Below are 26,311 nucleotides of genomic sequence, written 5' to 3'. Positions count from 1 at the left end.
TGGCCACGGTTTCCTGCTCGGGGCTGGAGACATAGATGCCGCTGCGGTACTGCGTGCCGGCGTCGTTGCCCTGGCGGTTCAGCGTGGTCGGGTCGTGGATGACGAAGAAGATTTCGAGGATGTCGCGCAGCGTGATCTGGGCCGGGTCATAGGTCAGCCTGACGACCTCGTTGCAGCCGGTGCGGCCGGTGCAGACGTCCTCGTAGCTGGGCCGGGTGGACTGGCCGTTGCTGTAGCCTGACTCCACATCGGTGATGCCGCGCACGTTGACAAAAACCGCTTCGGTGCACCAGAAACAGCCGCCGCCCAGGGTGATGGTTTGCAAGGTATTCATTGTTTCACTGTAGCCTTTTCCGATGCCATGCGCATTCATGCGGCCATGGCTATAGCGGCCTGCACCGCCTGCACAAAGGCCGCCAACGCCGGGTTGTCGCGGGCGGTTTTCCAGAGGCAGTAGGTGTCGTAAGGGGTACTGGCGGTGTTCAGCGGCACAAAAGCGGTGCCGGCCATGGCCGACTGCTGCAGCGCCGCCGGCACCAGCGCCACGCCCATGCCCTGGGACACCAGCGACACCACGCTGAGCCAATGCCGCAGCTCGTAGCGGATTTCGGGGTAGAACCCGGCCTCCAGGCACATCGCCAGGATGCGCTCGTGGTAGTCGGGCGACACGGTGCGCGACACCACCGCAAACGGCTCGCCCTGCAAGGCCCCCAGCGACAGCGCAGGCTGACCGGCCAGCGCGTGGCCGGTGGGCAGGCAGGCCATGAAGGCCTGGCGGGCCACCAGGATTTGCGACAGCTCGGGCGGCACGCGCGTGGTGTGGACAAAGCCGATGTCGAGCCGGTCGTGGCTCAGCTCAATCAGTTGTTCGCTGGAGCTGAGTTCCCTGAGCATCAGCCGCAGCAGGGGATGCTGCGCCTGGAATCGCTCCAGAATTTTGGGCAAGCCGCTGTAGAGCATGGTGCCTGAAAACCCGATGGTCAGGCTGCCCGCCATGCCCTGCCCCACGTCGCGGGCGTGGCTGGCAGCCTCTGCCGCCTGGTCCAGCAGCGCGCGGGCGGCCGGCACAAAGGCCAGCCCGGCGGCGGTCAGCTGAACGGACTTGCTGCTGCGCGTGAACAGCCGGGCGCCAATCGACGCCTCCAGTTGCTGGATGTTGAGCGACAGCGGCGGCTGCGACATGGACAGCCGGCGCGCGGCCCGGCCAAAGTGCAGCTCTTCAGCCAGAACCAGAAAGTAGCGCAGGTGTCGGAATTCCATAAATACAAATAATGTATCGTTGAATCGATAATTGATATTGGACAAGTATTTATGCCGGCCTAACAATACAAGCGTGCGATCAGCAAGCCCTACCCTTCAAGCACCCAAAGGAACAGCACCATGAAAACCAAATTCAACTGGGAAGACCCGTTTTTTCTGTCCGAGCAGCTCACCGACGACGAGCGCGCGGTTCAGGAGGCGGCCAATGCTTTCTGCCAGGAAAAACTGCAGCCTAGAGTGCTGATGGCCGCCCGCCATGAAAAATTCGACCGCGAGATCATGAACGAGGCCGGCGCGATGGGCTTTCTCGGCTCGACCATTGAAGGCTACGGCTGCGCCGGCCTGAACTACGTGAGCTACGGCCTGGTGGCGCGCGAAGTCGAGCGCGTCGACAGCGGCTACCGCAGCGCCATCAGCGTGCAGTCGTCGCTCGTCATGCACCCGATCAACGCCTACGGCAACGACGCGCAAAAGCAGAAGTACCTGCCCAAGCTCGCCACCGGCGAATGGGTCGGCTGCTTCGGCCTGACCGAACCCAACCACGGCTCGGACCCGGCCAGCATGCTGACGCGCGCCAAGCCGGTCGATGGCGGCTTCATCATGAACGGCGCCAAGATGTGGATCACCAACAGCCCGATTGCCGACGTGTTCGTGGTCTGGGCCAAGCTCGAAGACGAAGACGGCCAGGTCGGTGGCCAGGAAGCAATTCGCGGCTTTGTGCTCGAAAAAGGCATGAAGGGCCTGAGCGCGCCCAAGATCGAAGGCAAGATGAGCTTGCGCGCCTCCATCACGGGGGAGATCGTGATGGACGGCGTGTTTGTGCCGGCTGAAAACCTGCTGCCCAACGTCAGCGGCCTCAAAGGCCCGTTCGGCTGCCTGAACAAGGCGCGCTACGGCATTGCCTGGGGCGCGCTGGGTGCGGCTGAAGACTGCTGGTTCCGTGCCCGCCAGTACACGCTGGACCGCGTGCAGTTTGGCCGCCCGCTGGCGCAAACCCAGTTGATCCAGAAGAAACTGGCTGACATGCAGACCGAAATCACGCTGGGCCTGCAGGCCTGCCTGCGCGTCGGCCGGCTGATGGACGAGGACCGCGCCGTGCCCGAGATGATTTCGATGATCAAGCGCAACTCGTGCGGCAAGTCGCTCGACATTGCCCGCATGGCGCGCGACATGCACGGCGGCAACGGCATCCATGACGAATACCATGTGATTCGCCACATGATCAACCTGGAAACCGTCAACACCTACGAAGGCACGCACGACGTGCATGCCCTGATCCTGGGCCGTGCGCAAACGGGCCTGCAGGCTTTTTATTGATCATTCAGGCCTCCAGCCCTTGTACAGCGGATATCATTAGCTATTAACTTAATAGCTAATGATGGACCTTTCCGCTCTTAAACCCCTGCTGACCAGCCTGGCCATGCCGCCCTTGGCGCCGCTACTGCTGGCGGCGCTGGGGCTGCTGCTGGCTGCCGGCAAAAAACGCGGTGGCCTGGCGCTGACAGCGCTGTCGCTCGCCGTGCTGGCGCTGCTGAGCTGCCATGGCGCGGCAGTGTGGCTGGCGCGCCATGCGCTGCCGCAGTTTGCGCCGGCCTCCGTCGCCCAACTCAAGACCGGCCAGGTGCAGGCCATCGTCGTGCTCGGTGGTGGTTTGCTGCCAGAGGCGCCTGAATACGGCCAGGCCCAGCCGGCCCCGCACACGGCGGCCCGGCTGCGCTATGGCCTGTGGCTGGCGCGGCAATCGGGCTTGCCCGTGGCATTTACCGGCGGCGTGGGCTGGGCGGCGCAAGGCGCGCAGGCCGCGTCTGAAGCCGAAGTGGCCGCGCGCGTGGCGCAGCAAGACTTCGGCGTGACGCTGCGCTGGCTGGAGGCGCAGTCGAGGGACACGGCCGGCAACGCGCGCCTGCTGGCGCCGCTGCTGCAGCGGGGTGGCGTGCAGCGCATCGCGCTGGTGACCGACGCCTGGCACATGCCGCGCGCGGTGGCGCTGTTTGAGCGGGCTGGCCTGCAGGTCACGCCCGCGCCCATGGGCTTTGTGCGGCCGATCGAGGGCCCCGTGCTGCAATGGCTGCCCTCTGCGCGCGGCCTGCTGGCCTCGCAGCAGGTGCTGCGCGAGTGGCTGGCGCTGGCGGTCGGACGGTTACTGCCCGCTTAACGTCACGGGCCTGCGGCGCTTGGTGGCGCAGGGGCTGCCGGTATCATGCCTACTGGCCATTTCTATGCCTGCTTCAGCCTCATCAGACCGCTCCTCCATGAAAAAGCCACAGGGCTTCACTGTCCACGATATTGCCCGTCTCGCCGGCGTGTCGGCCATGACCGTTTCGCGCACGCTCAACCATCCCGAAAAAGTCTCCCCGGACGTGCTGGCCCGGGTGCGCGAAGTCGTGGCCCGCACCGGCTACGTGCCCAACGCCATGGCGCGCGGCCTGCGTTCCTCAAAGGCCAGACTGGTGGCTGCCGTGCTGCCCACGCTGGTCGGGCCAGTGTTTCAGGAAACCGTGCGCGCGCTCAACGAGGCGCTGGACGCCCAGGGCTACCAGCTGATGATCGGCCAGAGCGGCTACGACGCATCGCGCGAGGATGCGCTGCTCGACGCCATCATCCGACGCCGGCCCGATGGCATCGTGCTGACCGGCATCATGCATTCGCCGGAAGGCCGGCGCCAGCTCCTGGCGTCCGGCATTCCGGTCGTGGAAACCTGGGACCTGACACCCACGCCGATCGACATGCTGGTCGGGTTTTCGCATGAGCAGATCGGCCAGTCGGTGTGCCATTTCCTGCACAGCCGGGGCTACCGACATCCGGCGCTGATCAGCGCCGACGACGAGCGGGCACGCCGCCGCATCGGAGGTTTCCAGCGCATGAGCCGCACGCTGGGTCTGGACGAGGCGCCCACGCACCTGGTGCCAGCGCCGACCACCTTGGGTTCGGGCCGCGCCGGGCTGGCAGCCGTTCTGGACGCGCATCCGCAGACCGACGCGGTATTCTGCAGTTCCGACATGCTGGCCCTGGGCGTGCTGATCGAGGCGCAGGCGCTGGGGCTGACCGTGCCGGGGCAGCTGGGGGTTGTGGGTTTGGGCGACCTGGAGCTGGCCGCCAGCCTGCAACCCGCGCTAACCACCGTGCGCATCGACGGAACACGCATTGGCCGCACCGCCGCCCAGTACATCGTGGAACGGGCCGAAGGCCGAATCGTGAGCGAGCCGATTGTCGACATCGGCTTCGAGATCATCGAGCGCGCCAGCGCCTGAGCCTGGGCGGTATCTGGATCGACCGCTCTAGCCGGGGCCTGAGGCGATTCATCATCAAGCCCCCCAAAATGTTATCGATATTAATTTTCGCCATTGCGGAGTAAGCATCCCGGAAATTCGCCTTGGAATGCCTGCCTTGCGCGATATTTCAGGCATTTTCGCACTATTCAAGTCGTTCTGATCTAAAAATTTCAGGGTTTACCCTAATTTTCAGCATCCTTCAAGCTGCTATTCTGCACTCAAATGTTAACGATAACATTTACCCTGAAGCAAGCTGATTGCAGATGCCGCCAAGCCGCTTCAAGCGCAGCTGCACATCAGATTGGCGCATCAGGGTGCGTCCGGGAAGCCCGCGTTTTCAAACACCATCAACAGGAGACACACGTGAAAAGTACATTGCAAAAACAATTCCACGCCAGGCCAACCGCGCTGGCGGCCAGCGCGCTCATCGGTGCCCTGATGCTCACGGCATGCGGCGGTAGCGGCGGGGACGGCATTGCCATTGCCATTGACACCGGCATCGACAACACCCTGGCCCAGCCGGTGATCGGCGCGCATGTCAAAAGCGTTTTGACGGTCGACGGCAGGCAGTTCAAGGATTCGAACGGCAACGGCCAGCTGGACAAGTACGAAGACTGGCGCCGCTCCGTCGAGCAGCGCGTCGATGACCTGGTGGGCAAGATGACCCTTGAGGAAAAAGTCGGGTTGATGCTGATCAACACCCTGAACTCTGATGCGGGCGGTTCAGTTTCGCAAACGGCGTTCGACTACGTCAATGTTCAAAAAATGAGCCGCTTTGTGTTTCGCAACGTGGTGACGGCCACGCCGACCGCAGGACAGGTCACTCCCGAGCAGGCGGCGAAGTTCACGAATGCCGTTCAGGCCATGACCGAGTCCACGCGTCTGGGCATTCCCGCAGTGTTCAAGTCCAACGCGCGCAACCATTACGAAAAAGACCCGCGCTTCGGCATCAGCGAGGCCGCCGGCGCCTTCACCGAATTCCCCAAGGAAGCCGGTCTGGCTTCTGCTTCGCTGGGCGCGGGCGACATGTCGGTCATCAAAAACTTTGCCACCGTCATGGGCGACGAGTGGAAGTCGATCGGCCTGCGCGGCATGTACGGCTACATGGCAGACCTCTCGACCGAGCCGCGCTGGTACCGCGTGCACGAAACCTTCACCGAAGATGCCGACCTGAACGCCAGCATCATGAAGACGCTGGTGCAGACCCTGCAAGGCCCGACAGTCAAGGATGGCACCTCGGTGAATCCGGGCTCTGCCGTTGCGCTGACCATGAAGCACTTCCCCGGCGGCGGCCCGCAGGAAGGCGGCTTCGATCCGCACTACGCCCACGGCAAGAACCAGGTTTATCCGGGCGGCAATTTCGCCTACCACCTCAAGCCATTCATGTCTGCGCTGGATGCCGGCGTGTCGTCGATCATGCCGTACTACGGCGTGCCAATCAACGTGACCTACGAAGGCGTCACCTACGACCAGACCGGCATGGCCTTCTCGAAGCAGGTCGTCACCGACCTGCTTCGCGGCAAACTCGGCTTCAAGGGCTACGTGAACTCCGACACCGGCATCATCAACGACCGTGCCTGGGGGCTGGAAAAGAAAACCGTTGCGGAACGCGTCGCCGCAGCCCTCAATGGCGGCACGGAAACGCTGTCGGGCTTCAGCATAAACAAGACCATCATGGATCTGGTCACGGCGGGTCTGGTCACGGAAACCCGGGTCACCGAAGCGGCAAAGCGTTTACTGAAAGAGCAGTTTCAGCTCGGCCTGTTTGAAAACCCGTACGTCGATGCCAGCAAGGCTGGCGGCAGCATCGGCAGCGCGGCGAATCTTGCTGTCGGCATGGACATTCAGCGCAAGTCGATTGCCCTGCTGCAGAACCAGGACCAGGCGGCCGGCGGCAAGACCCTGCCACTCAAAGCCGGCGCCAAGATCTACACCATGGGCCTGGCCAAGGCCGATGTGCAGAAATACGGCTACACCGTGACCGATGGCGAGGCCAACAAGAATGCCAATGGAAGCACGGTGACGGATGTCAACGGAGACGTCGTGGGACGTCCGAGTGCTGCTGGCGCCGACTATGCCGTGATCCGGGTTGAGGTGTCCAACAACAAGCTGGTGCCGGGCACCACGACCAAGTACACCAGCACCTACAAAAGTGATGATCCTGCGACCGGAGGCCGCATCAACCCGGCCACCGGCAAATCCTGGGGTTCCGAAGACCGTTGCGTTGCCAAGGCGGACTACTCGGTCGAGGATTCCACCAAGGCCTGTCTGGATAACGGCCTCGGGTTCGGCGGCTCCTTCCCGTGGGAGAACGGCATGCTGTCGTTCACCGAGATGGCGGCCGCACAATCGTGGCAGATTTCGCCATCGCTGGCCGACATCCAGAAAGTCATGCAGGAAGTGGGCGACCCGAAAAAAGTGGTGCTCAGCATCTACTTCCGCCAGCCCTATGTTCTTGACGATGCCAGCGGCCTGAAGAGTGCCGGCGCCATCGTGGCCGGCTTCGGCGTGAGCAACACCGCGCTGCTCGACGTGCTGAGCGGCAAGGTCCTGGCCACGGGCGCGGCTTTCAAGCCACAAGGCAAGCTGCCGTTTGCCCTGGCCAACAACTCGAAGGCCATTGTCGACAACCAGCCTGACGTTCCGGGCTATCCCGAGAAGGACACGCTCTACAAGTTCGGCTTCGGTCTGACGTATTAAGCGGACACTCCGTCAGGCGTTGTCCTGCGCCTGACGTGGTCAGCGACACACCGGCGGCGCCTGCGTTTTTTTGGCCGCAAGCGTTTGAAAGCGGGAAGAAACTGATCGAAATGGAAATAATCAGCCCTGATTGAACGCAAGCCGACCTGTCGCCCGCTGGGCGACAGGTCGGCAGCGGCCCTTTCCTGCTGGCGCCTTTTTCCAACTCCCAAAATAAACACCCATGTCAACCCACTCCACACCGCTGATCGCGAGCCTGCAAGTCATCCCCGTGGCCGGCCGCGACTCCATGCTGCTCAACCTAAGCGGCGCGCACGGCCCGTTTTTTACGCGCAACCTCCTGATCCTCACCGACAACGCCGGCCGCACCGGCGTGGGCGAGGTGCCGGGCGGGGAGAAGATCCGCCAGACGCTCGAAGACGCCCGCGCGCTCGTCGTCGGCCAGCCCATCGGCGACCACCAGCGCGTGCTGCAGCAGATGCACCAGCAGTTTGCCGACCGCGACAGCGGCGGGCGCGGACAGCAAACCTTTGATTTGCGCACCACCATCCACGCCGTGACCGCCGTCGAGTCGGCGCTACTCGACCTGCTGGGCCAGCACCTGGGCGTGCCCGTGGCGGCCTTGCTGGGCGAAGGCCAGCAGCGCGACGCGGTCAAGATGCTCGGCTACCTGTTCTTTGTCGGCGACCGCACCCGGACCGGCCTGGCCTACCACAGCGAGCCCGATGCCGACAACGCCTGGTCACGCGTTCGCCACGAAACGGCCTTGACGCCCGAGGCCGTGGTACGCCAGGCCGAGGCAGCGCACGAGCGCTACGGCTTCAACGACTTCAAACTCAAGGGCGGCGTGCTGCGCGGCGAAGAAGAGATCGAAGCCGTCACCGCGCTGCACAAGCGTTTTCCGAATGCGCGCGTCACGCTGGACCCGAACGGCGGCTGGCTGCTCAAGGATGCCATTCGCCTGATGCAGGACATGAAAGGCGTGGTGGCGTATGCCGAAGACCCGTGCGGCGCCGAAGAAGGCTTTTCGGGCCGCGAGGTCATGGCCGAGTTCCGGCGCGCCACCGGCCTGCCCACAGCGACCAACATGATCGCCACCGACTGGCGCCAACTGACACACGCGCTGTCGCTGCAATCGGTGGACATTCCACTGGCCGACCCGCATTTCTGGACCATGGCCGGCTCGGTGCGCGTGGCGCAGACCTGCCGCGACTGGGGTCTGACCTGGGGCTCGCACTCAAACAACCATTTTGACGTATCGCTGGCGATGTTCACCCATGTCGCCGCTGCCGCGCCGGGCAAGGTCACGGCCATCGATACGCACTGGATCTGGCAGGACGGCCAGCGCCTGACCAGGGAGCCGTTGCAGATCGTCGGCGGGCTGGTGGCTGTTCCCAAAAAGCCTGGACTGGGCGTTGAACTGGACATGGCCGAGGTCGAGAAAGCCCACCAGTTGTACAAACAGCACGGCCTGGGCGCGCGCGACGATGCAGTCGCCATGCAGGGCCTGATTCCCAACTGGACCTTCAACCCGAAACGTCCGGCATTCGACCGCTAGCAGCCCCCTCCCCCTAAGCCACAACCGCTTGCCCGGACGCGCCGGCGGACAGGCTTTTTGCGACTTGACGGACCTCGTCGCCAAGTCGGGGGGCAAACGCGGGCTTGCGCTTGTCGCAGCGCCGCGCGCCCAGGCAACTGCAGTTGACGCGGCAAAAGCAAAAAGCTACATTACTAACCAACGAGTCAGTAACCATGCCCAACGCCAAATTCCACTGTGATCAACACCAGGCCAGCGTCGCCAAACGTGAGCGCCGCAAAGAAGCGCGTCCGGGCGAATTGCTGAACGCCGCGCTGGACCTGTTCGTTGAAAAAGGCTTTGCCGCGACGCGCGTGGAAGAAGTCGCCGCGCGCGCCGGCGTATCGAAAGGCACGCTGTTTCTTTACTTCCAGAGCAAGGAAGAGCTGTTCAAGGCCGTGGTCTGTGAAAACATTTCCGGCCACCTCAAGGAATGGAACGCGCAGTTTGACTCCTTTGAAGGCAGCACGGCCGACATGCTGGACTGCTGCCTGAACGCCTGGTGGGACCGCGTGGGCGCCACCCGGGCCTCGGGCATCAACAAACTCATGGTGAGCGAGGCCAGGAACTTTCCCGAACTGGTCGCGTTTTACCAGCAGGAAGTCGTTTTGCCCGGCCACGCGCTGATCCGGCGGGTGCTGGAGCGCGGCATGGCGCGCGGTGAATTCCGCGTGCTGGACCTCGACTACGCCGTCTACAGCGTGCTCGCACCCATGACCTTCCTGATCATGGCCCAGCACTGCATGGGCGCCTGCGTTCCGGCCCAGATCGCGCTGGACCCCAAAAAATACATTGCCGCGCAACTGAGCACCCTGTTGCATGGCTGGAGCGCGCCAACCGCCGGTGCTGCGCCAGGCGAGCCGAAAGCCGGGGCATGAAACCCTGGATCAAATGGGCCGTGGCCCTGCTCGCGGTGGTGCTCATTGCGGGCGGCGTGCTGCGCACCCTGTCGGCGCGCAAGGCCCAGCAGCAGGCGCTGGTGGCCGCCAGCACGGCCAAAAACCCGGGCGTGGAGCTGGCCGCCACCGATGTGGTCAAGGCCGAAACCCGTGCGCTGGCGCAAGGCCTGGCGGTGTCGGGCTCGCTCAAGGCCGTCAACTCGGCCATGGTCAAGGCACGCGTGGCCGGCGAACTTCAGGGCTTGAGCGTGCGCGAAGGCGATTTCGTCAAGGCGGGCCAGGTGATCGCGCGCATTGATGCCAGCGAATTCCAGTCGCGCGTGCAGCAGGCCCGGCAGCAGGCGGAATCGGCCAAGGCGCAGGTCGCCGTCGCGCAGCGCCAGTTTGACAACAACAAGGCCTTGGTTGACCAGGGCTTCATCTCCAAAACCGCGCTGGACACCTCGCTGGCCAACCTCAACGCAGCGCAGGCCACTTACCGGGCGGCGCAGGCGGCGACTGCCATTGCCGCCAAATCGCTGGACGACACGGTGCTGAAGTCGCCGATTGACGGCCAGGTGGCCCAGCGCCTGGCGCAGCCCGGCGAGCGCGTGGGCATTGACGCCAAAATCGTCGAAGTGGTGGACCTGCGCCAGCTGGAGCTTGAAGCCAGCCTGGGCGCGCAGGAGTCGATGGACGTGCGCGTGGGTCAAAGCGCCGAGCTGCAGATTGAAGGCAGCCCGCAGACCGTGAAGGCCAGGGTGGCGCGCATCAACCCCAGCGCGCAGGCCGGCAGCCGCAGCGTGCTGGTGTATTTGAGCCTGGACAACCCGGCCGGCAGCGCCCTGCCCTTGCGCCAGGGCCTGTTTGCGCAGGGCACGCTGGGCACGGCCCAGGCCGCGTTGCTGGCGGTGCCGGTCATCAGCGTGCGCACCGACAAGCCCGCGCCCTACGTGCAGGCCCTTGAAAACGGCCAGGTGGTGCACAGGACCGTGGCGCTTGGCGCCCGCGGCACCGCTGGCAGCGAAACGCTGGTGGCCGTCACCGGTCTGGCCGAAGGCACGCTGGTGCTGCGCGGCCAGGTCGGTGCGCTGCTTGAGGGCACGCCGGTCCGCTTCACCACGATGGACGCCGCGCCGACCCGCCCCGCATCCGCCGTGTCGGCACCCTGAGGCACAACGCGCATGTGGTTCACCCAGGTCAGTCTGAAGAATCCGGTGTTCGCCACCATGGTCATGCTGGCCATTGTGGTGCTCGGGCTGTTTTCTTACCAGCGCATGCAGGTGGACCAGTTCCCCAACATCGACTTTCCGGTGGTCGTGGTCACAGCCGACTACCCCGGCGCCTCGCCCGAAATCGTTGAAAGCGAAGTCACCAAGAAGATCGAGGAAGGCGTCAATTCGATTGCCGGCGTCAACACCCTGAGCTCGCGCAGCTTTGAGGGCCAGGCGGTCGTCGTGATCGAATTCCAGCTCTACGTGGACGGGCGCAAGGCCGCCGAAGACGTGCGCGAGAAAATCGCCGCGATACGACCCACGCTGCGCGACGAGGTGAAGGAACCCCGCGTGTTGCGCTTTGACCCGGCCAGCCGGGCCATCTGGTCGGTGGCGGTTCTGTCTGATCCCGCCAAGGGGAATGCCGAACGCAGCGCCGGGCCGCCCCAAGCAAGTTCAGCCCCCTCGGGGGGCAGCGCAGTACGCGAAGCGACAAGTGTGGGGGCCGGTCTATCTGCTATCGAGCTGACCAACTGGGCCGACCAGGTGCTGAAAAAGCGGCTGGAAAACGTGCGCGGCGCCGGCGCGGTCACGCTGGTGGGCGCCACCCGCCGCGAGATCAACATCTACCTGAACCCGCAGGCCATGGAGTCGCTGGGCATCACGGCCGACCAGGTGGTCACTGCCGTGCGCAGCGAAAACCAGGACCTGCCGGTGGGCGCGATCCGCTCGCTGGCGCAAGAACGCGTGGTGAAAATTGATGCGCGCATGCAGCGGCCCGAAGACTTTGGAGACATTATCGTGGCGCGCAAAGGCGGCGTTCCCGTCACCGTGCGCCAGGTTGCCCGCGTGGCCGACGGCGCGCAAGAAATTGACAGCCTGGCGCTCTACAACGGCCAGCGCACGCTGCTGCTGAGCGTGCAAAAGGCCCAGGACGAAAACACCATTGGCGTGGTCGACGGGCTGAACCAGGCCATCGCCGAGTTGCAGCCGCAACTGCCGCCGGGCGCGCGGCTGGAGTTGATCACCGACGGCGCGCGACCGATTCGCGTGGCCGTTGAAAACGTGCGCCGCACGCTGATTGAAGGCGCGCTGCTGACGGTGCTGATCGTGTTTTTGTTTCTCAATTCCTGGCGCTCCACCGTGATCACCGGGCTGACGCTGCCGATCTCCATCATCGGCACGTTTTTGTTCATGAACCTGTTCGGCTTCACCATCAACATGATCACGCTGATGGCGCTGAGCCTGTGTGTGGGCCTCTTGATTGACGACGCCATCGTGGTGCGCGAGAACATCGTGCGCCATGTGCAGATGGGCAAGACGCCTTACCAGGCGTCACTGGACGGCACGCGGGAAATTGGCCTGGCGGTGCTGGCCACCACCTTTTCCATCGTCGCGGTGTTTTTGCCGATTGGCTTCATGGGCGGCATCATCGGCAAGTTTTTCCACGAGTTCGGCATCACCATCGTGGCGGCCGTGCTGATCTCGATGTTTGTCAGCTTCACGCTGGACCCCATGCTGTCGAGCATCAGGCATGACCCGTCGATTGAAGCGCATGGCCAGCACCACCGGCCCGTCAGTTTTTATGACAAGACCATTGGCCGCGTGACGGCCTGGTTTGAGCGCGCCACCGACGCGCTGAGCGACCGCTACCAGGGCATCTTGCGCTGGGCGCTGGTGCACAAGCTGGCCACGCTCGGACTGGCGCTGGTGATTTTTATCGGCAGCATTTTCATGGTGCCGCTGCTGGGAACCGAGTTTGTGCCCAAGGCTGACTTCTCGGAAACCTCGCTCAACTTCTACACGCCCGTGGGTTCCTCGCTGGAGGCGACAGAAGCCAAGGCGCGCCAGGTCGAGGCGATCGTGCGCGAGTTCCCCGAGGTGAAATACACGCTGGCCACACTCAACACCGGCAACGCGCAGGGCAAGATGTACGCGAGCGTGTATGTGCGGCTGGTAGACCGCAAGGCGCGCACGCGCAGCGTCGACGAGATGTCGGGCGTGCTGCGCGAACGGCTGCAGCGGGTTGCCGGCATCACCGTGACCCATGTCGGCCTGCTCGACGCGGTGGGCGGCAACAAGCAGGTCGAGTTTTCGCTGCAAGGCCCGGACCTCAAGGAACTCGAACGCCTGAGCCGCCTGGTCAGCGACAAGATCCGGCCGATTGCCGGGCTGGTGGACCTGGACTCCAGCGCCAAGGCCGACAAGCCGGTGATTGAAGTGGCGGTGCGGCGCGAAGCGGCGTCCGATCTGGGGCTGTCGGTGGCGCAAATTGCCGCCTCGCTGCGCACGCTGGTGGCCGGGCAAACCGTGGGCAACTGGCGCGCGCCCGACGACCAGACCTACGACGTCAACGTGCGGCTGGCGCCCGACGCGCGCAGCAGCCTGCAGGACCTGGCCGGCCTGCCCTTCATGAACAGCACGCTGGGCAACAACCCCGACGGCTCGGCGCGCACCGTGCGGCTCAGCCAGGTCGCCAGCGTGAAGGAAGCCACGGGCGCCAACCAGATCAACCGGCGCAACCTGGCCCGGGAAGTCGCCATCAATGCCAACGTGCAGAACCGCTCGGCCGGCGAGGTGTCCACCGACATCAAGGCCGCGCTCGAGGGCATCGCCTTTCCGCCCGGCTACCGCTACCAGTTCAGCGGCTCCACCAGGAACATGGCTGAATCGTTTGGCTACGCCATCTCGGCGCTGGTGATGGCGGTGCTGTTCATCTACATGATCCTGGCCAGCCAGTTCAAGAGCTTTTTGCAGCCGCTGGCGCTGATGACTTCGCTGCCGCTGACGCTGATTGGCGTGGTGCTGGCGCTGCTGCTGTTTCGCTCCACGCTGTCAATGTTTTCCGTCATTGGCGTGGTGATGCTGATGGGCCTGGTCACCAAGAACGCGATTTTGCTGGTGGACTTTGCCATCCGCATGCGGGCAGACAGGATGGACACGGACGGCCGCCGCGTTCCGGGCATGGAACGCAGCGACGCCCTGCTGGAAGCGGCCAAGGTCCGGCTGCGCCCCATCCTGATGACCACGCTGGCCATGATTTTTGGCATGGTGCCGCTGGCCTTTGCGCTGACCGAAGGCTCCGAGCAGCGCGCCCCCATGGGCCAGGCGGTGATTGGCGGCGTCATCACGTCGTCGCTGCTGACGCTGGTGGTGGTGCCCGTAACCTACTGCTACATGGACGACCTGGCCCAATGGTTCAAGCGCAAGTTCGGCCCCAAAGCACCGGCCACAAGCCATGACGCAGGTCAGGATGGCGCCCCGCGCCCCGTCTAAAATCAGCGGTTTCGCCCGTGCCCACTTCTTTCCCCCCAACAACCAGATCCGCCATGAACTACGAACAAGCCCGTTTCAACATGATTGAGCAGCAAATCCGCCCCTGGGAAGTGCTGGACAGCCAGGTGCTAGCCCTGCTCGCCGTGGTCAGGCGCGAGGACTTCGTGCCGCCCGCCTGCAAGGCGCTGGCGTTTGCCGACATGGAAATTCCGCTGCCGCCCCAGCAAAACCCCGGCCAGTGCATGCTGGCGCCCAAGGTTGAAGCCCGCATCCTGCAAGACCTGGCCGTGCAAAAGCACGAAAAGGTGCTGGAAATAGGGGCGGGTTCCGGCTACATGGCCGCCCTGCTGGCGCACCGCGCGCAGCAAGTCATCACGCTGGAAATTGACCCTACGCTGGCGCAAACCGCCCGTGACAACCTGCAAAAAGCTGGCATCTACAACTGCGAAGTGCGCACCGGCGACGGCGCCGCTGATCTGGCCAGGGCGGCCTCGGGCAGCAACCCGCTGAGCGGCCCGTTTGACGTGATCGTGCTGAGCGGCTCGGTCGCCGAGGTGCCGGCCTCGCTGCTGGCGCTGCTGAAAGTCGGCGGCCGCCTGAGCGCCATCGTCGGCGTTGAGCCCATGATGCGCGCCACGCTGGTCACGCGCGTGGGCAAGGACGCCTGGCGCACCACCCAGGCCTGGGATACCGTGGCGCCGCGCCTGCTCAACTTCCCAGAGCCCTCGAAATTCGTTTTCTGAACCCCAGTCTTAAACTCAAGCCCTGAAAGCATGCGCTGATGACTCCCCAACTAAGCCCCTCCCATTTCACTGCCTGGCGTGACAAGGCCCGTTCCGAAGCAGGCGACGCGTTGCCCGTGGTGCTCGACGTGCGCGAGCCCTGGGAGTTGCAGACGGCATCGGTCAAGGAAGACGGCTTCAGGCTGGTGCACGTTCCCATGCGGAGCGTGCCCGCGCGCCTGGCCGAGCTCAAGGACGCCCTGGGCACCGACCAGCCCATCGCCTGCCTGTGCCACCACGGCATGCGCAGCCTGCAGGTGGCCAATTACCTGGCCCAAAGCGGCTTTACCGAAATCGTCAACCTGCAAGGCGGTATCCATGCGTGGTCGCAGCAGATCGACCCATCGGTTCCGCTTTATTGATTTGTGCTTGACCTGACCGCTTGATTTTCAGCGGCGGATTCGGTAGTTTGCTAGTTCGTTAACCCCTCAGGACCCCCCATGACCACGCCCCAAAAACTGCCCCTGCGCCGCCTGCCCTGCTTGCCTCTGTCGCTGGCCATCGCCTCGGCGCTGATGGTGCTGGCCCCTGCGGCGCAGGCCCAGAGTCTGGTGGAGCTGTATCAATCGGCCCGGGCATTTGACGCCGCCTACCAGTCCGCCAAGCTGCAGTACGACGCCAACCTGGCCCGCGCCGAGCAGGCCAAGGCCGGCATCCTGCCCACGGCTGGGTTGGCGGCTGGCGTCTCGCGCACCGGGTTTGAAAACACCAATCCGGCCATAGACCGCAGCTACAACTCGCAAAACGCCACGCTCAGCGCCTCGCAACCGCTGTACCGGCCCGCTAACTGGGCCACCTACGCGCAAGGCCTCAAGCAGGTGGACCTGGCCCGCGCCCAGCTCGAAGCGGCCGAGCAAGACCTGGTCGTACGCACAGCCCAGGCCTACTTCGACGTGCTGGCCGCCCAGGACACCCTGACCTTTGTGCGGGCCCAAAAGGCGGCGGTGGACGAGCAACTGGCTTTTGCCAAGCGCAACTTCGAGGTCGGCACCTCGACCATCACCGACTCGCGCGAAGCCCAGGCCCGGTTCGATCTGGTCACGGCCCAGGAAATAGCCGCCGACAACGACCTGCGGGTCAAGAAAATCGCGCTCGACCAACTGGTCGGCATCACCGAATCCCAGCCCAGGAGCCTGCTGGCCCCGGCCGCCTTGCCACCCGTGATGCCGGCCGATGTCAATGCCTGGGTGCAGCGCTCGGAAGGCGTGCACCCCAACATCCGGCTGGCGCAAGGCGGGCTCGACATTGCCGAGCTGGAAGTCAGCAAGGCCGAAGCCGGCCACAAACCCACGCTGGACCTGACAGCCAGCTACAACGTCACGCGCAACCCGTCCAGCTTCGCGCAAAGCGGCGTGTCTTCCCGCACCAACACCAGCAACGTCGGCCTGCTGGTCAATGTGCCGCTGTTTGCCGGCTTTTCCACGCAGAACCGCATCCGCGAAACGCTGTCGCTCAGGGACAAAGCACGCAGCGACCTTGAAGGCGCCCGCCGCACGGTCGCGCAGGCCACCCGCTCCGCCTATTTCGGCGTACTCTCAGGCCAGGGCCAGGTCAAGGCGCTGGAAGCGGCCGAGCTGTCCAGCCAGAGCGCGCTGGAAGCCAACAAGCTGGGCTACCAGGTCGGCGTGCGCATCAACATCGACGTGCTGAACGCCCAAAGCCAGCTATTCCAGACCAAACGCGACCTGGCGCAGGCGCGCTACAACGTGCTGCTGGGTGACCTGCGGCTGCGCCAGGCCAGCGGAACCCTGACGGCTGAGGACTTGCAGACCATCAACACGCTGCTGGCAAAGTAACAACGCAGGGGCGCGTGCAGATCAGTCATCAGTAGTAGCCCAAAACCTTCCACCAGACGCCGCCCACCACCGCCAGAATCAGCAGGTTGACCACGCTCATCACCGCACCGGCGGCCCACCACTCGTTCAAGCTGGTGTAGCCCGAGCCGAAAATGATGGGCGCGGTACCCGTGCCGTAATGGGTCAGCGACATCATCAGCGACGATGAAAAGGCCAGCACCAGCGCCAGCAGCATGGGCGGCGCGCCAAGCACCACACCGGCAGCAAAAAACGCTGCGAACATGGCCGTGATGTGCGCTGTGGTGCTCGCAAAGAAGTAATGGGCGTAAAAATAAATCAGTACCAAAATGGCGGTGGCACTGATCCAGCCCAGGCCCAGGTAGCCAATGCCATTTTGAATGGACAGCGCAAACCAGCCGACCAGCCCCAGCTTGCCCAGAAACGTTGCCATCATCACCAGCGCTGCAAACCAGATCAGGGTGTCCCAGGCGCTCTTGGCCTTGAGAATGTCGTCCCATTGCAGCACCCCCGTCACCAGCAGAAGGGACAGCCCAATCCAGGCGGTCGTGGTGGCATTGAGGTCCAGTGCCGGGCCCAGGAGCAGCGCCGGAACGCCGGCCCACATGGCCAGCATCAGGGCCAGCACGGCAAGGGTGATGAACTCGGGCGCCTGCATCGGCCCCAGTTTGGCCAGCTCGGTTTGCGCCAGTTCCTTGGCGTTGGGCGTATTTTTTATTTCAGGCGGGAAAAGTAAATACAGCACCAGCGGCATCAGCACCAGCATGCACAGCCCCGGCAGCAGCGCAGCCATTGCCCATTGGCCCCAGCTGATCTGGATCGCCGAGTTGGTGGCCTTGGCGATCAGGTCCACGATCAGCGGATTGGGCGCCGTGGCCGTGATGAACATGGCCGACGTGATGGGGTTGGTGTTGTAGTTGACCAGCGCCAGGTAACGGCCTATTTTCTTCGAGGTTCCGAGTTCAGGACTGGAGCCAAAGACATCAGCAATGGAGCGCATGATGGGGTGAATGATGGCCCCGCCGCGCGCGGTGTTGCTGGGCGTGACCGGCGCAATCACCAATTCCGACAGCACCAGGCCATAGGCCACGCCAATGGTTTTTTTGCCCAGCAGGGAAATGAAGTAATAGCCAATGCGCGTGCCCAGCCCGGTCTTGGTCAAGGCTACCGAGATCATCACCGCAATGGCAATCAACCAGATCAAGGGATTGGCAAATCCGCTCAACGCATCAGCAATCGCACCCTCCGGATTGCCCGGACGCGTCACCTGCGTGATAGCGACCAGGGAAATGGCCACGATCGACAAGGCGCCAATCGGCATGGCCTTGCCGATGATGGCGGCGATCGTGCCAATGAACAGCGCCAGCAAATGCCAGGCCTCCGGACTCACCTTCTCGGGGACGGGAATGACGAACCAGATCAGGAGGGTGATGGCGACCGCCACGGCGCTGGGAAGCAATTTGGGAAGGGACAGATTGTTCATCAGGTTTTCCATCCATAGAGTGCTGCGTTTGCCGTTGCAGCTACGGTGCAACGGGCGGATCGAAACTTCAACGCGTCGTCAACAACAAAAGCGAATACCCACAAATTGTGACAGGCTAAGCAGCTCATCCGATCTTTATCTGCGCCCTGAGCGCGGCCGACGCTGCAAGGCGGGCTTCTTTTGCTCCTTAATTCGAAGCATACAGCACCCAGATGACGGGTGCCACAGCCATTAATTACGTCAACAGCGTTCAGCCCCTGGCCTTGGCCACGGCCATGTGGGCCACCTGCAGGTCCAAAATGGCCTCCGGCTCCTGGGACGCCTGCAAGGTGGGGTGGTCCAGCCCTTCCTGCAAACGCATCATGTCCAGATCCCCGGTCCATTTGGCCACCACCAGCGTGGCCACGCCGTTGCCGACCAGGTTGGTCAGCGCGCGCGCTTCGGACATGAAGCGGTCAATCCCGAGAATCAGCGCCAGCCCCGCCACCGGCACGCCGCCCACAGCGGACAAAGTGGCCGCCAGCACGATGAAGCCGCTGCCGGTAATGCCGGCCGCGCCCTTGGAGGTCAGCAACAGCACGGCCAGCAGGGTCAGCTGCTGCGTGAGCGTCATCGGCGTGTCGGTGGCCTGGGCGATGAACACGGCGGCCATGGTCAGGTAGATCGAGGTGCCGTCCAGATTGAACGAGTAACCGGTGGGAATCACCAGGCCGACCACCGACTTGCGCGCGCCCAGGTTTTCCAGCTTTTCCATCATGCGCGGCAGCACCGATTCGGACGACGAGGTGCCCAGCACGATCAGCAGTTCTTCCTTGATGTAGCGCACGAACTTGAAGATGCTGAAACCGTGCAGACGGCTCACGGTGCCCAGGACCACGAATACAAAAAGCAGGCAGGTCAGGTAGAACGCGCCCATGAGCTTGCCCAGCGAAAACAGCGAACCCAGGCCATATTTTCCGATCGTGAACGCCATGGCGCCAAAAGCGCCAATCGGCGCGACCTTCATGATGATGCCGACGATGTCGAACAGCACATGGGAGAACTTCTCGATGAAGTCAAACACCATGGTTCCGCGCCCGCCGAACTTGTGCAGCGCAAAACCAAACAGCACCGAGAACAGCAGCACCTGCAGGATCTCGCCCTTGGCAAATGCGTCCACGACAGAGGAAGGAATCACGTTGAGCAGGAAATCCACGGTGCCCTGCATCTTGCCGGGCGCCGTGTAGGCGGCAATGGCCTTGGTGTCCAGCGACGCCGGATCGATGTGCATGCCCGCGCCGGGCTGCAGCAGATTCACGACGACCAGGCCAATCACCAGCGCCAGCGTGGACATGACTTCAAAATACAGCAGCGCCAGGCCACCGGTCTTGCCGACTTTCTTCATGTCTTCCATGCCGGCAATGCCGACCACGACGGTACAGAAAATGATCGGGGCGATGATCATCTTGATCAGCTTGATGAAGCCATCGCCCAGCGGTTTCATCTGGGCGCCCAGGTCGGGGGAGAAGTGGCCCAGCAGCACGCCGATGGTGACGGCCACCAGAACCTGGATATAAAGTGACTTGTAGAGCGGCTTGCGCGCGTTTGTCTTCGACATGGCAATGGCCTTGATTGGTTGAAAAAGAAAAGTTGGCCGTTCCCGTGTGTCCGGGCACAACCAGCCAGCATTCCGCCTGGCGGAAAAGCTGTGAATGGTATGCATCCGGGACCAACTCGCCAACTGTGGCGTTCAACAGTCGGGTTTACCCTAGGTTTTAAGGCGCGCAGTCGCGTTGCACCTGGCGCAACAAGCTCACCCCGACCCGGCGCTCGAAGTCGTCGTACGCGGGCTGCACCGCCAGGCGCAGGGCGTCGCGCTGGGCCGGCGACAGGGTGTGGACCTGGACGCCCGGGTCTTTGCGCAGCGTGACCAGGGCCTGCTGGTTCATGTCGGCCGACAGGCGGTTGCCCTGATCCAGCGCATCGTTCAGCGCCTGCGTCAGCATCGCCCGGTCTGCGGCGTCCAGGCTGGCCCAGAAGCGCGGATTGGACACCATCGCATAGCCCAGATAGCCATGGCTGGTCAGCGTCACAGCGCGCTGAACCGGCGCCAGACCCTGCGTCAGGAAATTCGACACCGGGTTTTCGGCGCCATCGACCACCCCTGCCGCCAAAGCACGCCGGGTTTCGCCAAAGGGCAGCACCAGGGGGTAGGCGCCGAGCGCGCGCATTTGCGCCGCCAGCACGCGCGAGGCCTGCACGCGCAGGCGAAGCCCTTTGAAGTCCTGCACGTTCTGGATCGGCTTACCGGCGCTCATTTGCTTGAAACCGTTGTCCAGAAAACCCAGCCCCACCATTTGCTGGCGCGACAGGCGATGCAGCAGTTTCCGGCCGATAGAGCCCCGCGTCACGCAGCGCACCTGGGCCAGGTCGCGGAACAAAAACGGCAGGTCAAACACCTCGAACTCCGGGATGCCCACGGTGCCGAACTTGGACAGCGACGGGGCCAGCATCTCGACAGCCCCCAGCCGCAAGGCCTCCATCTCGTCGTCATCCCCATACAGTTGGGAATCTGGATACACCTCGACCCGAATGCGCCCGCCGGAGCGCTGCGCCACCAGCGTCTTGAAGTGCAAGGCCATTTGCCCCTTGGGCGTGTCGTCCGCCACCACATGCGAGAAGCGGATCAGCACCTCGGCCTGGGCCGTTCGATGCGATGCAGCCAGCAGCATGCAGGCGGCCCCCATAGCACCGCAGCGCCACGCCAGACGTTTCCAGTTGATCCGCTTCAAGCCCTGCATGTCCGCTATGCTACCCAAAAGCCGCCCTCCCCCATGACAGAGCCCACCATCGACTTCGCGGTCCTCGACCTGGACACCCGCCCCCTGTCGGTCCTGAACCGCCGCGCCATGGCCTGGCTGGTGGGCATGCTGCTGCTGGCCGCCGTGTCCATCGTGCTGCTCGCGCTGTTCCTGCGCACGGTGGAGGCGCAGGAAGAAGACCGCCGCCGCACCGCCGATGCCCAATGGCTGGACCAGACGCTGCGCTTTCACCTGCGCCGCCTTGAGGCGGACCTGGGGGTGCTGGCGCTGCAGGCGCAGCGCAGTGCGGGCGCGGCGCCCACGGCGGTTTCCGGGGGGCAGGTCTGGCGAAGCGCAGGCGTCATCGCCTGGCATGGCTGGCTGGCGGCCGACCAGCAACCCGACCTGGCCCGCTGGCCGCTGTTTCTGCAGGACACAGCGCAACGCCCCGATAACAGAGACGCGCTTGCGGCCATGCTCAACACCACCCGGGGACTGCAGCGCGCGGCTTATTCCGGCCCCCTGCGGCAGGCCGGCGGCGGCACGGGGCAGATGCTGTGGCTGGCGGTTCCCGTTTTTGAGCGGAACCGTTTTGTCGGCGACTACATGGCCGCCATCGCGTTCGACCGGCTGCTGACCAGCGTGGTGCCGTCCTGGTTCGCCAAAGACCACGCGGTGGCGCTGGACACGGAAACCCTTCCCCTCGCCGCAGAAAGACCTGACCCCTCCCAGCTTTACGTCGCGCCCATCAACCTGCCGGGCGTCCCGCTGGGCTTGCGGGTGGCGGTGCTGAACAGCCCGCCGGCCACGGCGCCCCGGCTTTTCTTCGGGGTCGCCCTGGTCTGCCTGGCCGGCATGGCGGTGGCGCTTTACTTTTTGCGGCGCGACACCGCGCGCCGCCAGCGGGCCGAATCGCAGCTGCAAACCCAGATGGCGCTGCGCACCGCCATGGAGCGCTCGGTCACGCTGGGGTTGCGCGCCTGGGATCTCAATGGGCGTCAGCGCTATGCCAACCAGACATTTTGCCGAATGGTGGGGTTGACGCCGCAGGACCTCCTGGGCCAGACCGGGGCGACGCCCTACTGGCCGGCCGATCAGGGGGATGAATTTCGGCTGCTCCGGCAAAGCCTGAGCCTGCCCCCGGCGCAGCAGGTCGGCGTGGAGGTGCAGCTGCGCCACCGCGATGGCCACCTGATCGACGTGCTGGCACACGGCGCGCCTCTGCGCCTGGCGGATGGCCGGGTCATCGGCTGGATGGGCTCGGTGCTGGACATCACCGAGCGCAAGCGGGTAGAACGGCTGGCCGCACGCCGGCAAGAAATCATCGAGGCGTCAGGCCGCCTGATTGCGGTCGGCGAGGTGGCATCCACCCTGGCGCACGAGCTTAACCAGCCCCTGGGCGCGCTCAGCAGCTTTGCCAACGGTCTGCTGAACCGGATGCGCGCAGGCAGCCTGACGCTGGAGCAGGTCACGCCCGTGGTGGAGCGGATGGAGCGCCTGGCTGAAAAGGCCGGTCGCGTGATCCAGCGCGTCAACGCCTTCGCACGGCGACAGGACATGCGCTGCCAGCCCCTGGCGCTCAATGAATTCATCACACGCGTCGCGGACCAGGTGCCGCTGCCGGACGGGCTGAAGCTGGAGTTGTGCCTGCCGGACCAGTCGCTCACCCTGCCCGCCGATGCGCTGCTGCTGGAACACGCGCTGCACAACCTGGTGCTCAACGCCACCGAGTGGGCCATCCACGGCAACCAAACCCCGGCCTGCGTACGCATCAGCCTGACGCAAGCCGGGGCCATGGCGGGCATCCGGGTAGAGGACAGCGGCCCCGGCGTGCCCGCCGACCAACGCAGCCGCATTTTTGACGCATTTGCCAGCCAGAAAACCGGGGGCATGGGCATGGGCTTGTCGATCTGCCGCTCCATCATCGAGGCGCACCACGGCCACATCGACGTGGCGCACAGCGCCGACCTGAACGGAGCACAATTTACGCTATGGCTGCCCCTGACCCTGCAAACCCCATGAACTCCACCGACCCCACCGTCTACATCGTCGACGACGACGCCGACTTTCGCGACGGCCTGGCCTGGCTGCTGGATTCGCGCGGGCTTGCGACGCGCAGCTGGCCCGGTGGCGACGTGTTTTTGCAGTCCCTGCGTGCGGGCAAGGAGCAATGGGAATGCTGCGTGGTGTTGCTCGACATCCGCATGGAGCCGCTGTCGGGCCTGGCCACGTTCGAGCAGCTCAAGGCCATGGGCTGGCCCTGGCCGGTGCTGTTTCTGACCGGCCACGGCGACCTGGGCATGGCCGTGGCCGCGGTCAAGAACGGGGCCTGGGACTTCCTCGAAAAGCCCTTTCAGAACAACCTGCTGGTCGACAAGGTGGAGGCCGCCCGCCAGGCCGCACTCGCCCTGCGGGCCGACTCGCAGGAACGCGTGCTGTTTCAGCAAGCCCTGGCGGCGCTGAGTGCGCGCGAGCGGGAGGTACTGGACCAGTTGCTGCAGGGACACTACAACAAGAACATTGCCGACCACATGGGCATCACGCCGCGCACGGTGGAGTTCCACAGGGCCAATTTGTTTGAAAAGCTGCAGGTCCATTCCGCTGTCGAACTAGCCCACCGCATGGGCCGCTTCGCCCCGCTGCCACGGGGCTGACCGGGGGGCTACAGGTAAGTCCGCAAGGCCTCCAGCGTTTTGGACGTCGCGCCCCGATGGCGGGCCGCAAACGCCAGCCCGGCCGCAACCGCTTGCGCCATCGCAGCCGGATTTACCGCCAGACCCAAGCCAGCCTGCACCGCGTCGGCCATGCTGGAGACGCGCAGCGCCGCGCCCTCGGCCTCGGCCCGTTCGGCCGCCTCGGCGAAGTTGAAGGTATGCGGCCCCATCACCACCGGGCAGCCGCAAGCCGCCGCTTCGATCAGGTTCTGGCCGCCCAGCGGCGCAAAGCTGCCGCCCAGCAAGGCGACGTCGCTCAGGCCGTAGTACAGCGCCATCTCGCCCAACGAATCGCCAAGCCAGACATCGGCATCCATCGCCTCCTGGTGATCGCCGGGGTTGCCTGCCCATGTGGAACGGCGCGATACGCGCAAGCCGTGCTGCACCACCAGCGCCGCCACCTCGTCAAAGCGCTGGGGGTGGCGCGGAACAATCAGGGCCTTGAAGGCGCCGGGAGAACTTTTTGCTACTGAATCAATAGCTGAGTGTTCAATACCCACATAGGCCAAAGCCTTTATTTTCTTAAGAAACTCGTCTTCCTCGCCTTCCCGTGAGCTGGCGAACATCAGCACCGGCTGCGCCAGCGCCTGGCGCCAGGCCCGGCCTTGCGCCAGTTGGCCGGCATCAGGCGTGGCGTCAAACTTGAGGTTTCCGAACACGCCGGCCACTGGCGCGCCCAACTGGCGAAAACGGCTGGCGTCAAGCTCGGTTTGCGCGTACACCGCCGACAGAGCGCCAAAGGCCGGGCACGACAAGGGCGCCATGCGCAGCGCCTGCTGCAAGGACTTTTCAGACAAGCGGCCATTGACCAGCACCAGCGGCAGGCTGCGCGCCCGGGCGGCAGCCACCAGGTTGGGCCAGATTTCAGTTTCCATCAGCAGGCCCAGGCGGGGCTTGAAGTGGTCCAGGAAACGGGCCACGGCGGTCGGGCTGTCCCAGGGCTGCCAGACCTGCACGTCGCCCGGCAACATCAGCGTGGCGCCTTCCGCGCGCCCGGTGGCCGTGCCGTGCGTGAGCAGCAGGCGCAGCCCAGGATGCTGCGCGCGCAGCGCCTGCAGCAGCATGGCGGCGGTGCGGGTTTCGCCCAGCGACACAGCGTGCACCCAGACCAGCCCGGACACGGCTTCTGCAGGCTGCCTGTAGCGGCCAAAGCGCTCGTCCACCGCGTCCAGATAGCCCGGCTCCTGCAGGCCGCGGCGCGCCAGCTTGCGGCGCAGCAGCGGCTGGCCCAGCCACATCAGCAGCGAATAAAAGCGCAGGGCCAGCGCGTTCATGCGCTGCATGCCAGCCAGGCCTGCCACACGGCGTCCACGCCAGGCGCGGGCTGCGCAAACACGCTGGCCTGCCGCCCGGCAGGGACTGGCCCGGTGCGCCAGGCGGTGTCGAAGTTGTAGAGCTGCACATGCGGCAAGTCGAGCGCCACGGCGATGTGGCTGACGCCGCTGTCCACGCCAATCACGCCGGCGCATTGCGCCAGTTCCCGCGTCAGCGCATCGAGCGCCAGCAGCGGCCAGACGGTGGCGCTGGCCGGTGCGTGGGCATTGAGCGCATCGGCGATGGCCTGGCTGGTCGCGCCTTCCTTCGCATTGCCATGCGGCAGCGCGATCTGGTAGCCCGCCTCGTTGAAACGCCGGCCCAGTTCAACCCAGTGCGCCAGCGGCCATTCCTTGTCGGCGCGCGAGGTGCCATGCACGAAGGCAATCCGGATTGCTATTTTCTCTGGAGCATCCTGCAACCGTCCCTGCTGCGCCACAAGCCTCTTTAATCCAAAATCCGGGGCCGGCTGCAGCGGGTAGCCCAATGCGCGCGCCGCCAATTCGCGCGAGCGCTGCACGGCGGCGGTGTGCGGCTTGATGCGAATCGCCACGTCGGCGACCCAGCGCGTCGGCGCCTCATAGCCCGAGCCTTCGGTCTGGTTGGCCAGCGCGTAACGCTGGCCGCCAGGCGCCAGCCGCGCCAGCCAGGCCACCAGCGCCGACTTGCTCAGGCCCTGCAGGTCAATCACCGCGTCGTAGGCTTGCTGCTGCAGTTGCTCGCGAAAATCTCGCCATTCGCGGCGCGTCGCCGCCGACAACGGCGACTTGCGCCAGCGCCGGATTTCGCAGGGAATGACGCGGGCCAACGCCGGGTTCAGTGCCAGCACCGAGGCAAACGATTTCTCCACCACCCAGTCGATCTGCGCGTCAGGCAGCGCGGCGCGGATGTCCTGCACGACGGGCAAGGCGTGAACCACGTCGCCCAAGGATGACAGCTTGACGAGCAGGATTTTCACAAGCGAAAAGTTTAATGCGCGGCAGCGGCAAAACTCGCGTCGGGCTTGATGCTGCGCAACAAGGCGAGCATGTCAGCCTCAATGCGCGCCAGCGCCTCGGGCGTGTGCCCTTCAAAACGCAGCACCAGCACCGGCGTGGTGTTGGAGGCGCGGATCAGGCCGAAACCATCGGGCCAGTCGACGCGCACGCCGTCGATCGTGGAAATTTTGGCCGGTGCGGGGAAAGAAGCCGCCTTGATCAGCGCCTCGACCACCGTGTGCGGCTCGCCTTCCTTGCAGGCGACGTTGAG

20 protein-coding genes and 1 pseudogene are annotated in these 26,311 nt (G+C 64.6%); 13 read left to right on the top strand and 8 right to left on the bottom strand.

The window, feature by feature from the left end:
- Together msrA and IV091_RS17735 are read right to left on the bottom strand one after the other, a co-directional pair.
- Positions 1-334, bottom strand: a 334-nt coding sequence (msrA, locus tag IV091_RS17740; protein ID WP_293470684.1) for a peptide-methionine (S)-S-oxide reductase MsrA, incomplete at its 3' end; no start/stop codon positions are given.
- Positions 335-369: 35 nt separating this feature from the next.
- On the bottom strand, positions 370-1,260 hold the full coding sequence (locus IV091_RS17735; protein WP_293470682.1) for a LysR family transcriptional regulator: 891 nt from the start codon (positions 1,258-1,260) through the stop codon (positions 370-372).
- 120 nt (positions 1,261-1,380) lie between these two features.
- On the opposite strand from IV091_RS17735, the gene IV091_RS17730 reads away from it, so the two are divergent.
- The 11 genes from IV091_RS17730 (at position 1,381) to IV091_RS17680 (ending at position 16,754) form a co-directional block, all read left to right on the top strand.
- Positions 1,381-2,577 (top strand): acyl-CoA dehydrogenase, encoded by a 1,197-nt coding sequence (locus tag IV091_RS17730; protein ID WP_293470680.1) that lies wholly within the window; start codon positions 1,381-1,383, stop codon positions 2,575-2,577.
- A gap of 61 nt (positions 2,578-2,638) precedes the next feature.
- Entirely contained in the window at positions 2,639-3,415 is a 777-nt protein-coding gene (locus IV091_RS17725) for a YdcF family protein (protein ID WP_293470678.1), read from the top strand.
- Positions 3,416-3,512: 97 nt separating this feature from the next.
- Positions 3,513-4,511, top strand: a complete 999-nt coding sequence (locus tag IV091_RS17720; protein ID WP_293470676.1) for a LacI family DNA-binding transcriptional regulator — start codon at positions 3,513-3,515, stop codon at positions 4,509-4,511.
- A gap of 384 nt (positions 4,512-4,895) precedes the next feature.
- Entirely contained in the window at positions 4,896-7,232 is a 2,337-nt protein-coding gene (locus tag IV091_RS17715; RefSeq protein WP_293470675.1) for a glycoside hydrolase family 3 N-terminal domain-containing protein, read from the top strand.
- A 223-nt stretch (positions 7,233-7,455) separates the two neighbouring features.
- Positions 7,456-8,790 (top strand): glucarate dehydratase, encoded by a 1,335-nt coding sequence (gene gudD / locus IV091_RS17710; protein ID WP_293470673.1) that lies wholly within the window; start codon positions 7,456-7,458, stop codon positions 8,788-8,790.
- A 194-nt stretch (positions 8,791-8,984) separates the two neighbouring features.
- Complete coding sequence (locus IV091_RS17705) at positions 8,985-9,686, top strand: TetR/AcrR family transcriptional regulator (RefSeq protein WP_293470671.1); 702 nt, start codon at positions 8,985-8,987, stop codon at positions 9,684-9,686.
- Positions 9,683-10,858 carry an efflux RND transporter periplasmic adaptor subunit gene (locus IV091_RS17700; RefSeq protein ID WP_293470669.1) on the top strand — a complete coding sequence of 392 codons (1,176 nt, stop codon included), beginning with the start codon at positions 9,683-9,685 and terminating at the stop codon, positions 10,856-10,858. Before IV091_RS17705 ends, IV091_RS17700 begins: the two co-directional genes overlap by 4 nt.
- Positions 10,859-10,870: 12 nt before the next feature.
- Positions 10,871-14,176, top strand: a complete 3,306-nt coding sequence (locus IV091_RS17695) for an efflux RND transporter permease subunit (protein WP_293470667.1) — start codon at positions 10,871-10,873, stop codon at positions 14,174-14,176.
- A gap of 53 nt (positions 14,177-14,229) precedes the next feature.
- On the top strand, positions 14,230-14,919 hold the full coding sequence (locus IV091_RS17690) for a protein-L-isoaspartate O-methyltransferase (RefSeq protein WP_293470666.1): 690 nt from the start codon (positions 14,230-14,232) through the stop codon (positions 14,917-14,919).
- Between the two features lie 38 nt (positions 14,920-14,957).
- Positions 14,958-15,320 (top strand): rhodanese-like domain-containing protein, encoded by a 363-nt coding sequence (locus tag IV091_RS17685; protein WP_293470665.1) that lies wholly within the window; start codon positions 14,958-14,960, stop codon positions 15,318-15,320.
- 78 nt (positions 15,321-15,398) lie between these two features.
- Positions 15,399-16,754, top strand: a complete 1,356-nt coding sequence (locus IV091_RS17680; protein ID WP_293470664.1) for a TolC family outer membrane protein — start codon at positions 15,399-15,401, stop codon at positions 16,752-16,754.
- Positions 16,755-16,782: 28 nt separating this feature from the next.
- Here IV091_RS17680 and IV091_RS17675 read toward each other — a convergent pair whose 3' ends face one another.
- From IV091_RS17675 to IV091_RS17665, 3 genes are all read right to left on the bottom strand, one after another.
- Complete coding sequence (locus IV091_RS17675; protein ID WP_293470662.1) at positions 16,783-18,255, bottom strand: DASS family sodium-coupled anion symporter; 1,473 nt, start codon at positions 18,253-18,255, stop codon at positions 16,783-16,785.
- Between the two features lie 250 nt (positions 18,256-18,505).
- The gene (locus tag IV091_RS17670; RefSeq protein ID WP_293470660.1) at positions 18,506-19,852 is read right to left on the bottom strand and encodes a dicarboxylate/amino acid:cation symporter; all 1,347 of its coding nucleotides are present in this window, start codon (positions 19,850-19,852) and stop codon (positions 18,506-18,508) included.
- Positions 19,853-20,009: 157 nt separating this feature from the next.
- Positions 20,010-21,035 carry a DctP family TRAP transporter solute-binding subunit gene (locus tag IV091_RS17665; protein ID WP_293470659.1) on the bottom strand — a complete coding sequence of 342 codons (1,026 nt, stop codon included), beginning with the start codon at positions 21,033-21,035 and terminating at the stop codon, positions 20,010-20,012.
- Between the two features lie 33 nt (positions 21,036-21,068).
- Between IV091_RS17665 and IV091_RS17660 the strand changes: the two genes are divergently transcribed.
- Both IV091_RS17660 and IV091_RS17655 read left to right on the top strand, forming a co-directional pair.
- A complete protein-coding gene (locus tag IV091_RS17660; protein ID WP_293470658.1) occupies positions 21,069-23,057 on the top strand; it encodes an ATP-binding protein in 1,989 nt (662 codons plus the stop codon).
- A complete protein-coding gene (locus tag IV091_RS17655; protein ID WP_293470657.1) occupies positions 23,054-23,689 on the top strand; it encodes a response regulator in 636 nt (211 codons plus the stop codon). The genes IV091_RS17660 and IV091_RS17655 overlap by 4 nt, the downstream gene beginning before the upstream one ends.
- A gap of 8 nt (positions 23,690-23,697) precedes the next feature.
- On the opposite strand, the gene IV091_RS17650 is transcribed toward IV091_RS17655, so the two are convergent.
- The 3 genes and pseudogenes from IV091_RS17650 to IV091_RS17640 all read right to left on the bottom strand — a co-directional run.
- Positions 23,698-25,023, bottom strand: a complete 1,326-nt coding sequence (locus IV091_RS17650) for a 3-deoxy-D-manno-octulosonic acid transferase (protein ID WP_293470686.1) — start codon at positions 25,021-25,023, stop codon at positions 23,698-23,700.
- Positions 25,020-26,021 carry a lipopolysaccharide heptosyltransferase I gene (gene waaC, locus IV091_RS17645; RefSeq protein WP_293470656.1) on the bottom strand — a complete coding sequence of 334 codons (1,002 nt, stop codon included), beginning with the start codon at positions 26,019-26,021 and terminating at the stop codon, positions 25,020-25,022. The genes IV091_RS17650 and waaC overlap by 4 nt, the downstream gene beginning before the upstream one ends.
- A gap of 11 nt (positions 26,022-26,032) precedes the next feature.
- Positions 26,033-26,311: pseudogene (locus IV091_RS17640) on the bottom strand (phosphomannomutase/phosphoglucomutase); the annotation flags it as partial.

The organism is Polaromonas sp., assembly GCF_018780625.1.
In the GTDB taxonomy this organism is placed as follows: domain Bacteria; phylum Pseudomonadota; class Gammaproteobacteria; order Burkholderiales; family Burkholderiaceae_C; genus Polaromonas.
This window is presented reverse-complemented; position numbering and strand designations above follow the sequence as displayed.